Below are 13709 nucleotides of genomic sequence, written 5' to 3' on the forward strand. Positions count from 1 at the left end.
GGATGATCCGACCGACCGAGCGCGGCATGGCGGCCTTCGAGCACGACGGCCTGCAGCGCGCCGAGCGGATGAACGCCGTTTTCGCCGAACTGCCGCACCGCACCATCGACGCGCTCGTCTGGAGCCTGCGCGAGTTCAACCAGGCCTACGAGGAAGTGCTCGAGCGCCAGAAGCGCGCCCAGCACGCCCGCCCGACGACGGCCTGATTCCCGCACAGCGGGATAAGCCTCACGCCCGAGTGGTGGTAAGACCCGACGCGGCTTTAAGATACTTACCGAACACAAGTATCTTTCGAGGAGCAACGTGGCAGCGCAACGGGTCAGGACGCCCTACTGGGTGACCTTCATCGTTCTCGCAGTCGCAACCGCCTCTTTCGCGTTGATGCAGTCGATGACCGTCCCGGTCATTCCGACCATCGAAGAGCACATGCACACCGACCAGAGCACGGTCACCTGGGTGCTGACCGCCTATCTGCTGTCTGCATCGGTATTCACCCCGATCATCGGGCGCATCGGCGACGCCGTCGGCAAGGGACGCATGCTCGTCTTCTCGCTCTCGATGCTGTGCGCCGGTTCGGTGCTCGCAGCGCTCTCCCCCACCATCGGCGTGCTGATCATTGCCCGCATGGTCCAGGGCGTCGGCGGCGGCGTATTGCCGTTGTCGTTCGGCATCATTCGCGACGAGTTCCCACATCGGAAGGTTGCCGGCGCGGTCAGCGTCGTGTCCTCTCTCATGGCGGTCGGCTTCGGCGCGGGCATCGTGCTCGGTGGACCGATTGCCGATGGCCTCGGGTACGCATGGCTTTTCTGGCTGCCCGCGATCGTGACCGCAACAGCGGGACTGGCCGCGTTGGTTTTCGTGCCCGAATCGCCGGTGCGCACACCCGGTCGCATCCCGGTACTGCCCGCGCTGCTGCTTTCCGCGTGGCTGTGCGCGCTGCTTCTCGCGATCAGCAGGGCACCGCATTGGGGTTGGGGCTCACCGGTGGTGATCGGACTCGTGGTGTTTGCCGCGATCGTCGCGACGACGTGGGTGCTCGTCGAACGCCGCGCACCCGTGCCGCTGGTGGATATGCGGATGATGCGGTTGCGCGGGGTGTGGACCACCAACCTCGTCGCGCTTCTCGTCGGCGTCGGGATGTACGCCTCGTTCGCGTTCCTGCCGCAGTTCATTCAGACTCCGACCCACACCGGCTACGGCTTCGGCTCCTCGGTAACGGAGTCCGGGCTGATCCTGCTGCCGATGGCGATCTCGTCATTCATCACCGGCCTGATCGCCGCACCGCTCGCGCGGCGTATCAGCCCCAAGGGCGTCGTGGTTTTCGGCACCTCTCTCGCCGCGATCGCGATGTTCATCATGGCGTTCGTGAACAACGAGATCTGGCAGGTCGCGGCCGTCAGCGGGATATCCGGATTCGGCGTCGGCCTCACGTTCGCCTGCCTGGCCAGCCTCATCGTCGGGGCGGTTCCGCCCGAACAGACCGGCGTCGCGAGCGGCATGAACGCCAACATCCGCACCATCGGCGGATCCATAGGTTCGGCGGCCATGTCGAGCATCGTGGCCGCGCAATTGCTGCCCGACGGCCTCCCCGCGGAATCCGGCTACACGCACGGCTTCGCGTTGCTCGGCGCGGTGTTCCTGGTGGCCGCGGCGGCCGGCCTGACGATTCCCGCGGTTTCCGAGGAGGAACTCGAGGAGCGCCTCGAGGCTCCGCCGACTTCCGTGGTCGGCGCCGGCAGCGCCCGCATCTCCCCGCACTAGCGGCACTGCCCCAAACGCGAGCAGAGCTTGTTCGCAGGGGCAAAACTTCGCCCACACAAACACAATTCGCCCCCGTTTGGACGACGCGCTGGCACTGACAACCACTACGTTCTATTATCTGCATATGTACGCAGATAATGGCGGACGGAACCTTGACGACGATCAGGTCGCCCTTGTTGTCGAGGTGTTCCGCATGCTCGCCGATGGCACACGCGTGCAGTTGCTCTGGGCGCTCGTCGATCGGGAGCGGTCGGTGACCGAACTGGCGGCACAAGTCGAGAAGCCGGCTCCGTCCGTGTCCCAGCACCTCGCGAAACTCCGCATGGCCCGCCTGGTGCGGACCCGCAGGGAGGGCACGACGATCTTCTACAGCCTGGAGAACGAGCACATTCGGCAGTTGGTGATCGATGCGGTGTTCAACGCCGAGCATGCCGGGCCTGGCGTGCCCAAACACCACCGCGCCGATGCCGGACTGCGCGCTGTGCATGACGGCTCGCCCATCCGGAACGATGGGGAGGCGCAATGATCAGCGATCACGGGCACGGGCACTCTGGTTCGACCTTCGCCGGAGCCCTGAAGGACGTGTTCGCCCCGCACAGCCACGACACCGCCGACAGCGTCGATTCAGCGCTCGAGTCGAGCAGGATCGGCATACGCGCGGTGAAGATCAGCCTGGTCATTCTCGCGGTGACTGCCGCGATCCAGGTTGTCATCGTGATCGTGTCCGGATCGGTCGCACTCGCTGCCGACACCGTGCACAACTTCTCCGACGCGCTGACGGCAGTGCCGCTGTGGATCGCTTTCGCCCTCGGCCGCAGGACTGCCACAAGGCGATTCACCTACGGCTTCGGCCGTGCAGAAGACCTGGCAGGCGTATTCGTCCTGGCGATGATCGCGCTGTCCGCTGTCATTGCAGGTGTGGAATCCGTGCGGCGTCTCATCGACCCTGTGCCCATCGACCACGCCGGGTGGGTCGCACTGGCCGGTCTGGTCGGGTTCGCCGGCAACGAAATCGTCGCCGTGTACCGGATCCGGGTCGGAAGGCGGATCGGCTCCGCAGCGCTCGTAGCCGACGGATTGCACGCCCGTACCGACGGATTCACCTCGCTTGCAGTACTTTTCGGTGCCGGCGGCGTCGCGCTTGGGTACCCGATCGCCGATCCCATCATCGGCATCCTGATCACGCTCGCCATCGTGGCCGTGCTGCGGACCGCCGCGCGGGACGTATTCCGCCGCCTGATGGACGGCGTCGACCCGGAACTCGTCACCGCCGGAGAGCGGGCGCTCGCCGGCCTGCCCGGGGTTGTCGCCGTGACAAGCCTGCGGATGCGCTGGATCGGACATCGACTGCAGGCGGATGTCGAACTCGACGTCGATGCCAACCTCGCACTAGGTGACGCGCACGCCATCGCGCACGCCGCCGAGCAGGCACTCATCGCCGACGTTCCTCGGCTCGAGTCCGCGCTCGTGCACGCCTATCCCGCCCACGCGACGCACACTCACTAAGCCTGACCAGCACCGACGAGATCTCGGCGAGACGGGACGATCCGACGCGTCGGTAGCATGAAATGCGTGGGTCCGGTCTTCGAGTTCGCGGGCACCTACTGGTGGCTCATCTTTCCGATCGGCGGTGTCGTCGGCGGGTGGGCCGGGCGCGTCGCGACCTACAACGAACGGCGCCGCCGCGACAAGATCGAACTCGAGCGCGTCCGCGCCGCCGCCAAGTCCGAGCAACTCAAGCTGACCCGGGCAACAAAGGCTCAAGTGGACAAGGTGCTCGCCACCCACGACAGCTTGAATCAGCGGTGGTTCGACTATGAGGTCGACCTCGCGACGATCATCGATTACCCCCTGATGACCGACCTGCGCGAGCCGCTGACCCTGGAGTTCCACAGGACCAAGCTTGCCGCCGACGACCTGCGCCCCGACGACGCGAGCGAACTGTTCGACATCGATCGGTACAGCGAATATCGCGACGCCGTACACGCATACGCCCTCGCCTTCGACGCTGCCGAGCGAGAAGCGAAGCGGCGCAAGCAGTCCCACTTCAACCCCGTTGAGCGGGCGGCACTCGAACGCGCTCGCAAGCTCGTCATGGTCGCAATGGACGAGGCTGCAACGCCCGCCGAGCGACAATCGGCCTACCGCAAGGCGCGACGCGAACTCGACGGTCTCATCGCACTTCCCGAGGTATCGACGCTGCGGCTCGAACAGCGGATCGCGGGCGCGCTCGAGGCCGGGCGTTCGGCGGAGCAGGCCCCGAGCACAGAAGGATGATTCGGGTCAGTCGTCGCCGCGCCACTGCCGACCTGAACGCCAACGCCCACTTTTCGACCGCACACACGGAATCCCGTGCGCTGCATCGAAAAGTGGGCGTTGCCGTCCCTACCCCAGGATGGATTACATCTGCGTCCAGACAACCTTCGTCTGGAGGTACGCATCGATGCCCGCCTTGCCGGCCTCGAGGCCCCACCCGGACTGCTTGTACCCACCGAAGGGCAGCGAGTGGTCGAACTGCATCTGCGCGTTCACGCCGACCGTTCCGGCCTTGAGGCGCTTCGCGATTCGGTGTGCGCGACCGACGTCCTTCGTCCACGCGGTGGCCGCGAGGCCGTAGGTGGTGTCGTTCGCCATTGCGACCGCTTCGTCCTCGTCGTCGAACGGGAGGATCGTCACGACCGGGCCGAAGATCTCTTCCCGGTACAGCCGGCTCGTGGCCGGGTCGACGTTGGTCACCACCGTCGGGTGGACGAAGTAGCCCTTGCGGTCGAGCCGGTGCCCGCCGGTCACGATTTCCGCACCGTCCTGCTTGCCCTGGTCGACGTAGCCCATGACACGGCCGAGCTGCTTCGCGCTGATCAGCGGTCCGATCATGGCGCCCTCGTCCTTCGGGCCGCCGAGCTGGAGACCGTTCGCCAGGTTCGCGATCCCGTCCACAACCTTCTCGTAGACACCGCGCTGGGCGAAGATGCGCGACCCGCAGATGCAGGCCTGACCTGAGTGCACGAACGTGCCGAATCCGGCCATCATGATCGCCGTGTCGAGGTCGGCGTCGTCGAAGATCAGTACCGGGGACTTTCCGCCGAGCTCCAGCGTGATCTTGTTGAGGTTGCTCGCGGCGGACGCACGCACGATCTCGCGCCCGACCTCGGTGGACCCGGTGAACGCCACCTTGTCGACATCGTCGTGCGCGGTGATCGCCGCACCAACGGTGTGCCCGCGACCATTCACGAGGTTGACCACGCCCTCGGGCACTCCGGCCTCGTGAAGGATCCGGTCAAGCACGAACGCCGACAGCGGCGTCTCCTCGGCGGGCTTGACGACACTGCTGCAGCCCGCGGCCAGCGACGGCGCAAGCTTCGCGCAGTAATTGAAGACCGGCCCGTTCCACGGGAAGATCAGGCCGACAACGTCGTAGGGCTCGCGCAGCGTGTAGGCGTGCATGTGCGAGTCCATGCCCATGAGACCACCGGTGTTGACGTCCCGGGCGATGCCGTCGACCTTCGTGCACCAACCCGCGTAGTACCGGAACCATTCGGAGCCGACGCTGACGATGACCTCGGCCTGTGAGGGCGGGATGCCGGCATTGAGCGACTCGAGCTCGGCGAGGACGGCCTTGTTCTCGTCGATCAGGTCGGCGACCTTCCACAAGATCTTGGCCCGCTCGTAGTCGGCCTTGCCCTTCCAGATGCCCGAATCGGCGGACTCCTTCGCCCGCGCGACGGCATCGTTCACGCCCTCGGGCCCGCAGTCGGTGAACTCGGTGATCTGTTCTTCGGTGGCGGGATCGAAGACCGGAATTACGTCGCCGGTGCCCGGTCGCTCACGAATCTGGTCCAGCACGGCCTGCACCGTCATGCCTATCCCCTATCTCACGTCTCAATGCTTCATCGCGTCCAGGCGAGGTTATGCGCTTAACCATCGGGTGTCCAGAGCCAGAATTTGCACCTCATTTGCTGATTCAGACCCCCAAACCCCCTCCGGGTCGGGACGACAATTGTTCTGGCGCTAGGTGTCTCGGTCGATCAAGTCGATGCGCGCGGAAGCACCCGGGCGATATCGGCCGGTTTCGGGGCCCGCGGGGCGGGCAGACCGAGTTCGGTCAGGATCGCGGCAATCGCAGCGTCGGCAACCGCGACCGGATTGAACTCCACCGTGGTCAGCGGTGGCGAGCTGATGATTCCCATCGGGTTGGCATCCACACCCATCACCGCGAGATCCCCCGGGCACACCAGACCGGCCTCGCGCATGCCGTGAAGTAGGAGGAACGCGACGTCGTCGCTTTGCGTGCAGACGGCGGTAACTCCATCGCCCCGCCAACGTGTCACGACGTCGACGGCGTTCTCCATCGTCACCTCGGCAACACTGACCGACGGAAGATCATGGTTCCGGGCCGCGAGCGCGACGCCCTCGAGCCAATACTCCCCCAGCGCACGCCATTTGGAGATTCCGGAGTGTGCGAATGCGATCTTTCGGTGACCGCGGCCGACCAGATACTCGACGCGCAAGGCACCGACGAACAGATGCGGGTCGCCGAGTGCGGGCAGCGTGCCGATCTCGACGTAAGGCACATTCGCGTCCTTTACCGCGCGTCGCGCGCCCGTGCTCAGCGGAAACATGCAGGCGACGGCGATCGGGTCCAGGTTCTGCACCGCGTCGATGATCGGCTGATCGTCCTCGGTCTCGAAGATCTGCACCTGCAGCAGACCCCAGCGCGCCAGTTCGGTGGTCATTCTGCTCGCGGCCAGCAACGGCATATCGCCGACCGCGATCCGCGGCACCACGTACAACACCACGCCGCTCTTGCCGCGCGCGAGATTGCGCGCGGCGACATTGGGCCGGTAGCCGAGTTGCTCGGCGGCACGGTAGACCGCGTCCTGTGTGGCCTCGGAGATCCGCCGACCTGCGGACTTGTTCAGCACATAGCTGACCGTCGCGGTGGAGACGTTCGCCAGCCGCGCCACATCGGCATGCGTCGGACGCATGGGCTTTGCCACCGTCGCGTCATCCTTGTGCCGGGCCACGCCTCATCGTGACACGACGTGCGCTCACTGGACGCCGCCGCCCACTTTTCGCACGGATGCGTGGAATCCCGCGCGCTCGGCCGAAAAGTGGGCGCTAGCTCGGCAGCTGCTAACTCGTCGGAGTGGGCGTCTCAGTCGGCGGGGGCACCAAGTTCAGGCCCTGATAGATCTCATCGACAACCGTCGCCAGCATGCCCTGCGCCGTGGTCTGCCCCTCGGGCGAGAGCGTCAGATTCGTCCAAATCACCAGGGTCACATCATTTTCCGGGTCGTAGCCCATGAACGAGTTGAAGCCCGGTAATTCGCCGCCGTGATAGAACATCGGCGCATTCGGGCCGAAGTGCTGATACGAGATCCCGTAGCCGTACTCCTTGGCGTAGGGGTTGTCCTGGTCGTCCGGGACTTCGAGCTGCCGGGAATCGACCCATTGTTGCTGGTACTCGGCGTTGAAGACCTTCCCGGAGACAAGCGCTTCCATCCAGTTCGCCATATCGTCCGCAGTAGAGATCGCACCGCCGGCCGCAGTGGCGTAGGACGGGTTCTGGTGGGTGTAATCGATCGGCTGCAGCGTTCCCGCCTCCGCGCCGGACTGAATGTCCGCGGGATACGGAACGTCGGCGAGCGCGTAGTAGCTACCGCCGTACATATAGCCGTTCGAGAACACGGACGGGATCGACGTATCGGTGTTGAGAGGAACCGATGTCTCCGTCAGGCCATGTGGGCCGTACAGCCGTTCCTGCAGTTGCTGTTGCAGCGGCTGACCGCCGACCTTCTCCGCGACGAGGCCGAGCAGCGCGTAATTGGTGTTGTTGTACTCGTACTCGGCGTCGGGAGCGAAATTCGGCGGATGCGAGAACGCGATGTCCAGAGCCTCCTGCGGCGTCCACGCCTTACCGGGGTCGGAATCCATCACCGCGCCGACCGCGGGGTCCATCGTGTAGTTGTACAACCCGCTACGCATCTTCAAAAGGTTTGCGATCGTGATGTTTTCACCATTCGGCACGCCCGGGACGTAGTCGGACACCGGATCACTGAACTTCAGTTTGCCGTCCTGCGCGAGGAGCACGATAAGTGCCGACGTCATCGTCTTCGTATTCGAGGCGATCCGGACGTGGGTGTCCTTTTCGGGCGCTGTCTGCGTACCGAGCTCAGTGGTCCCGACCGAGGCGACGGTCTCCCCCTCCGGCGTCCGCACCAGCACCAGCGCACCTGGCACCTTCAACTCGTTGGCCGCGGCCTCGATAGCCGATTGGAAGGCCGCTGGGTCGATGTCCTTGAGCGCGGAGTTGGCGGAGGTCGTGGTCGTCGAGGACGACGATGTCGTCGACTCATCGTCGGAGGAACACCCCGCAACAGCGAGGGCAGCGCAGGACGCGAGTACTGCGGCGCGAATCCAGATCGACTTGCGTGAACGAATGACGATCAATGCCATCACTGCCTCGAGTAGGGCTTCGCGCGCCCCCGCGTCGGCTGCGCCGACCCACGCGTCGGTTCAACGGTAACTGCGGCCTAGCGATCGGAACGGGCGTTTCGGGCGAATGCCCGCTGCGGTGGTTCGGCACGAACCGCGTGCCCAACGCGCGAGTCACAACAGCACTCCCGGAGTTCCTACACCCTCCCGCGCGCCGCCCACGCCCTGGCAGTGACTGTGAACGGCCCACTCCCCAACCGCTCGCGCGCTACCGATTCGAGGCGCTTGCGACCATCGTCATCGAGTCGCTGGACATGCTCACCGGCCGGACCGACACCGAAGGTGTACGGCTCCCACCACTGCTCGAACGTCGGATGCACCACGTCGATCGAAATGCCGTCCTCGTGCACATCACGCAAGCCGGCAGCTTCGAAGATGTCGGTCAGGTGGCCCTGTTGCGCCCCAGAGAGCAGCGCCTCATCCGTGGCCTCGGGGTCATCCACGTGCACCGCGTCCCAGAACGGGGCCAGCGCACCCGTCGGCCCGTCCCACACACAGGCCGCGACGACACCGCCGGGCCTCGTCACGCGTGCCATCTGTCCGATGCCGCGCACCGGGTTCGACATGAAGTGCACCACCAACTGCGCGAGCGCGGCGTCGAAAGCGTCTGTGATGTAAGGCAATTCCTCCGCGGTACCTTCACGCACGTCGATCTGCGGGAACCGCTTACGAATCGCATCGACAAACGGTGGCGAGGGATCGATGCCCGCGACCGAAGCACCAACGGAAAGCAAATGCGCCGTCAGCGCGCCCGGTCCACAGCCAACGTCGAGCACTATGTTGCCCGCACCGACCCCCGTGAATGTCGCGAAGACCGGCGCAAGGGGCTCGGCGTACCGGCCCATGTAGCGCGTGTACGCGTCCGGAGGGACCACGAAGCTCACCAGGAAAGGCTACGTCCGGCGGCACCGCAAGAGGCTTGGTTCGCGCCTTGACCACCGTGATCACGCGCAGAAAGATCGATGTCATGCGGATCGACGCGTGGTGGCCGCGGTTGACCGACGAGTCACGGAACTGGCTCATGGACCACAACGGGGAACCCCTGGACCCGTCCGTTAAACGGGACGTTCTCGATGTCAACGATGGGAATGTGGACCCGTCGTGGTGGGCGGGAGAATCCACCGAGGGGCAATCCGAGCTCACCGACGAGGCGATCGACTGGATCGAGGCTGTCGCCAACGGCGCACCGCCCACCGCGTGAGCTACAGAAGTCCCGCGACCTTCTTGTCGGTCTCCTTCGCCGGCCCAGGGTTCTGCCCGGTCACGAGGTTCCCATCAACGAGGTGGGATCATGTCGTGCGTGCCCATGCCCTCACCACTGCCCGTCAAGAACGGAGTCGGACCGACGCGGTTGCGCGTCCCCGAGTCGGGGCCGTGGACGACGATCGCCGAGTACATAGTCGCCAGGTTCGACCACCTGGACGCTGCGACGCTGCACCGGCGGTTCGATGCCGGGGAAATCGTGGGAATGGACGGAAGTCCGATTCGTCGCGGCACCGCATTGGGTGTGCACAAATTCGTGTGGTACCACCGCGATCTGCCGGCAGAAGATCCGGTGCCGTTCCACGAAGAAATCCTGTACCGCGACGACGACCTCGTCGTGATCGACAAACCGCATTTCCTCCCGACGACGCCGGGCGGGCGCTACCTGCGTGAGTCCGCGCTCGTCCGCTTGCGGAACCGCCTCGACAATCCGGACCTGACACCGATCCATCGGCTCGACCGCGCAACGGCCGGCCTGGTGATGTTCTCGGCTCGCCCCGCAACCCGCGGCGCGTACCAGTCGCTGTTCGAGAAGCGGCGCGTCACAAAGGTGTACGAGGCGGTGTCGGCTCTCCCGTCGGAGTGGGACCCGGACGCGCCGACGCTCGCCGGTCGTGACGTGCCCGTCGTGTACCGCAACCACATCGAGGCGCGGCGCGGCGAACTCCGGGTCCTCGTGGACGACTCCCGTGAACCCAACTCCGAAACGACGATTGTTGTGCGCGGGACCGGCGTCAGCGCCTCCGGACATGCTGTGCTGCATACGATTCTGCGTCCGAGCACCGGACGGATGCACCAATTGCGGGTGCATCTTGCAGCACTCGGCATTGGAATAATGGGCGACCGCTGGTATCCCGACCTGCTACCCGAAACCCCGGACGATCATTCCCTTCCGCTCCAATTGCTTGCGCGGGAACTGGAATTCACCGACCCGCTGTCCGGGGCGCCGCGGCGATTCGTCACCCGGCGGACGCTGTCCGAGGCGCCGGCCTCGAGCTGAGCGCTCCTCGAGGCACCACGATTCGCTGGTGCGGCGACGCCCTGACAAAACGCAACAGCGGGTGCCTTCGAATGAAGGCACCCGCTGCCGCTTCTAGCTAGTTTCCGAAACCGGCCCCGTTAGTTCGAGGAACCGAAGATCGGGTTACCGCCGGTGCCCGGATCCTCGGGATCGGTCACGTTGAGCGCCTTCACGGCCGAGGTCGAACCGAGGAACCCGGTCCCACCGCTGAACTCCGCGGTGACGCTGTGCGCGCCCTCGGTGAACGTGTGCGAGATACCCGCAACACCACCGGTGACCGACACCGGGGCGCCGATGGCGACACCGTTGTCGTAGAACTGCACGGTGCCGACGGCATCAGCCGGAGCCACGGTGGCCGACAGCGACACGGACTGGGCCGTGGTCGCGGTCGCCGGCGCGGTCAGCGCCGTGGTGGTGGCAACATCCTCGGGTGCCGGGTCGGTCACGGTGACCACGCTGGCCGCCGAGGTCGAACCGAGGAATCCGGCACCGCCGGAGTACACCGCGGTGATGCTGTGCGCACCGGCAGCGGTGAACGTGTGCGGCAGGGTCGCCACACCACCGGTCACGGCGACGGGGGCACCGAGATCGGTGTCGCCGTCCTTGAACTGCACGGTGCCCTCGGCCTCAGCCGGGGACACGGTGGCCGACAGCGACACGGACTGGCCCGTGGTCGCGGCCGCCGGCGCGGACAGCGCCGTGGTGGTGGCAACGTCCGGGGTGCTGACCGCGACGGTGGAGACCGCCGAGGTGGAGGCACCGAAGTTACCTTCGGGGCTGTAGACCGCGGAGATGGCGTGGTCACCGTCGGTGGTGAAGGTGTGCGACAGGGTCGCAACGCCGCCGGTCAGGGCGACCGGTCCACCGATGTTGTCGTCGCCGTCCTTGAACTGCACGGTGCCACCGGCTGCTGCCGGATCAACCGTCGCGGTCAGGTCCACGGCCGCACCGTTGTCCGCGGTCGCGGGAGCGGTGAGGGTGGTGGTGGTCGCAACGATCGGGGTGCTGACCTCAACCGTGCTCGCAGCCGAGGTCGACGACTTGATCGGGCCGGCGCCGCTGTAGACCGCGGTGATGCTGTGCGGGCCGTCGGTGGTGAAGGCGTGCGACAGCGTCGCGGCGCCGCCGGTCACCGCGACCGGTGCACCGATGTTGGTGCCACCGTCCTTGAACTGCACGGTGCCACCGCCCGGTGTGGGGGCAACATTCGCCGTGAGGTCCACCGGCACACCGTTGTCCGCGGTCGCCGGGGCGTTCAGCGTGGTGGTGGTGTTCGGGTCGAGGACCTGGACGAAGGCGCCGAAGGTGTTGCTGCCGCGCTCCCCGCCGTCCCAGGTGTTGGGCTTGGCGGACCAGGCGCCGGAGTCGTAGATACCGGGGGCCGTGTTGGCGGGCACCGTGTAGGTCGTGGTCAGTACGGCCGACTGGCCGGACTTGATCGAGTAGCCGCCGGCGATGATGACGCAGCCGCTGGTGCAGGTGACCTTCTGGCCGCCGTCCTGGGTGGACCAGCTGCCGCCGCCGCCTGAGTAGGCCAACGACTTTGCGGTGTTGACCCAGCCGGCCGGGGGAACCTCACGGACGTAGGGGATCGCCAGCTGGCTGAACGGTGCGCCACCGACACCGTTGGCGGTGGTGTAGTTGAGGCTGGTCTTCCAGGTGACCGACTGGCCGGGGTAGACGACGTTGCTGCCGACAACTTCCTTCGTCAGCAGGAGCTGCTGGTCCTGCATGGACCTCGAGGATGCCGGCGCGTCGGCGGCGGCGACGCCGCTGCTCGCCCCGAGCACCAGACCGGTCGCGGCCGCAGCCGCGATCAGGGGTGTCGCGAGACGACGGGAGAGTGTTAAACGCACTTCTACCTCCTGGTCCAGTTGAACGTTTTCCTAATTTGCACTTTCTCGAACCTCTCATTTGGACGCACCGAGATCGGTTGCGTTAGGGCGAGCGGATCACGAACCGTACTAGCCGTTTCCGCCGTCCACCTAGTCCCCGACGTGTTGATCAGCTGGCGTCTCATCAGAAAGCTTCTTTCGACAAGGTCCGCTGATGTTTGTGTGTCCCGCGAAATCAGCATGCGCGGGAGAGTTACGGAAACTTAAACAAATTCCAATGGAGTGTCAAGAGAAACGGACATTTATCCGCAATTGCCTGCATCTGTTTCGAACTAACCTGTCCCACAACCTAAGTCGTGATCTTGTTACGATCTCCGGGTACACCGAATTACGCGATACAGCCTCCCCTTGGAGGGGGCTATCGCGCAGAAGCCGAACACCGACATTCGGTCCGGGACGGAATCCAAACAACGATCTTTAGTCAGGCGTGGAGGCCAGCAGGGTATTGCTGCGCGAGTGACACACGCAATTCTTCAAATTCCGGTTCCCCTAATCAGTTCTTCTTATCAATAACTTCGCCCGAAATCTAAAATCGTTACGGCAATAGGATGAACTTGTCGGATCGGTGATTCGGGGCTCGCCGACCTCCCATAGTTATGCACGACTTCCGGCGATAGTCGCTGCCGAGCGGCATCCGACAACCGCCCACCACTGGGACCGGATCGGCACGGGCGCTGCCAGTGGTCGGCAGCTTCGCGTTGTCCTTCACCCGAAACATGCTGTGCGGCATATGTATTCGGAGACCGTGCACCGCAACATGCATCCCGGTTTGCGGAGGGGCGCTGACGAAACGTCAGACGGCAAGGGGTGCAGCAAGTCCAGCCTGCCCTGGCTTACCTAAGGTGCGGTGCCGCGCTGATCAATTGTCCACGCGCGGGCTTCCTTTGGGCCGGCCGTGAGGTAGGTCTGCAGGCCCAGGGACGGGCACAACAGCGGGTGCCTTCGAATGAAGGCACCCGCTGCCGCTTCTATCTAGTTTCCGAAACCGGCCCCGTTAGTTCGAGGAACCGAAGATCGGGTTGCCTCCGGTGCCCGGATCCTCGGGATCGGTCACGTTGATCGCCTTCACGGCCGAGGTCGAACCGAGGAACCCGGTCCCACCGCTGAACTCCGCGGTGACGCTGTGCGCGCCTTCGGTGAACACGTGCGAGACGGTCGCTACACCACCGGTCACCGACACCGGGGCGCCGATGGCGACACCGTTGTCGAAGAACTGGACGGTGCCGACGGCGTCAGCCGGAGCCACCGTGGCCGACAGCGGCACGGACTGGGCC

12 protein-coding genes and 2 pseudogenes are annotated in these 13709 nt (G+C 65.4%); 7 read left to right on the top strand and 7 right to left on the bottom strand.

Annotated features, from left to right (window positions below):
• The 5 genes and pseudogenes from A8G08_RS26040 to A8G08_RS26060 form a co-directional block, all read left to right on the top strand.
• Nucleotides 1–206, top strand: a pseudogene (locus A8G08_RS26040) (MarR family transcriptional regulator); the annotation flags it as partial.
• A gap of 97 nt (nt 207–303) precedes the next feature.
• Entirely contained in the window at nt 304–1761 is a 1458-nt protein-coding gene (locus A8G08_RS26045; protein WP_157108815.1) for an MFS transporter, read from the top strand.
• A gap of 124 nt (nt 1762–1885) precedes the next feature.
• On the top strand, nt 1886–2287 hold the full coding sequence (locus A8G08_RS26050) for an ArsR/SmtB family transcription factor (protein ID WP_068280925.1): 402 nt from the start codon (nt 1886–1888) through the stop codon (nt 2285–2287).
• On the top strand, nt 2284–3267 hold the full coding sequence (locus tag A8G08_RS26055; protein WP_068280904.1) for a cation diffusion facilitator family transporter: 984 nt from the start codon (nt 2284–2286) through the stop codon (nt 3265–3267). The genes A8G08_RS26050 and A8G08_RS26055 overlap by 4 nt, the downstream gene beginning before the upstream one ends.
• Nucleotides 3268–3333: 66 nt before the next feature.
• Nucleotides 3334–4038, top strand: coding sequence for a hypothetical protein (locus A8G08_RS26060; RefSeq protein WP_245673008.1), 705 nt, complete (start codon nt 3334–3336; stop codon nt 4036–4038).
• 123 nt (nt 4039–4161) lie between these two features.
• Here the strand turns inward: A8G08_RS26060 and A8G08_RS26065 are convergent, their stop codons facing one another.
• From A8G08_RS26065 to A8G08_RS26080, 4 genes are all read right to left on the bottom strand, one after another.
• Complete coding sequence (locus tag A8G08_RS26065; protein ID WP_068280910.1) at nt 4162–5619, bottom strand: aldehyde dehydrogenase family protein; 1458 nt, start codon at nt 5617–5619, stop codon at nt 4162–4164.
• A 167-nt stretch (nt 5620–5786) separates the two neighbouring features.
• Nucleotides 5787–6746, bottom strand: coding sequence for a LacI family DNA-binding transcriptional regulator (locus A8G08_RS26070; protein WP_068280926.1), 960 nt, complete (start codon nt 6744–6746; stop codon nt 5787–5789).
• A gap of 148 nt (nt 6747–6894) precedes the next feature.
• Entirely contained in the window at nt 6895–8217 is a 1323-nt protein-coding gene (locus A8G08_RS26075) for a serine hydrolase domain-containing protein (protein ID WP_068280913.1), read from the bottom strand.
• 176 nt (nt 8218–8393) lie between these two features.
• Nucleotides 8394–9140: a class I SAM-dependent methyltransferase gene (locus tag A8G08_RS26080; protein ID WP_068280916.1), complete on the bottom strand. Its 747-nt coding sequence runs from the start codon at nt 9138–9140 to the stop codon at nt 8394–8396.
• Nucleotides 9141–9196: 56 nt separating this feature from the next.
• On the opposite strand from A8G08_RS26080, the gene A8G08_RS26085 reads away from it, so the two are divergent.
• A complete protein-coding gene (locus A8G08_RS26085) occupies nt 9197–9457 on the top strand; it encodes a hypothetical protein (RefSeq protein ID WP_245673009.1) in 261 nt (86 codons plus the stop codon).
• A gap of 1 nt (nt 9458) precedes the next feature.
• Here the strand turns inward: A8G08_RS26085 and A8G08_RS28195 are convergent.
• Nucleotides 9459–9539 (bottom strand): annotated as a pseudogene (locus A8G08_RS28195) (type 1 glutamine amidotransferase domain-containing protein); the annotation flags it as partial.
• Nucleotides 9540–9547: 8 nt separating this feature from the next.
• Between A8G08_RS28195 and A8G08_RS26090 the strand changes: the two are divergent.
• A complete protein-coding gene (locus A8G08_RS26090; protein WP_187344533.1) occupies nt 9548–10519 on the top strand; it encodes a pseudouridine synthase in 972 nt (323 codons plus the stop codon).
• A gap of 119 nt (nt 10520–10638) precedes the next feature.
• On the opposite strand, the gene A8G08_RS26095 is transcribed toward A8G08_RS26090, so the two are convergent.
• A complete protein-coding gene (locus A8G08_RS26095) occupies nt 10639–12396 on the bottom strand; it encodes an Ig-like domain-containing protein (protein ID WP_068280922.1) in 1758 nt (585 codons plus the stop codon).
• Nucleotides 12397–13429: 1033 nt separating this feature from the next.
• Nucleotides 13430–13709: Ig-like domain-containing protein (locus tag A8G08_RS26100; protein ID WP_169823370.1), on the bottom strand; the 280-nt coding region annotated here is incomplete at its 5' end.

Source organism: Aldersonia kunmingensis (genome assembly GCF_001646865.1).
GTDB classification, from domain to species: Bacteria; Actinomycetota; Actinomycetes; order Mycobacteriales; family Mycobacteriaceae; genus Aldersonia; species Aldersonia kunmingensis.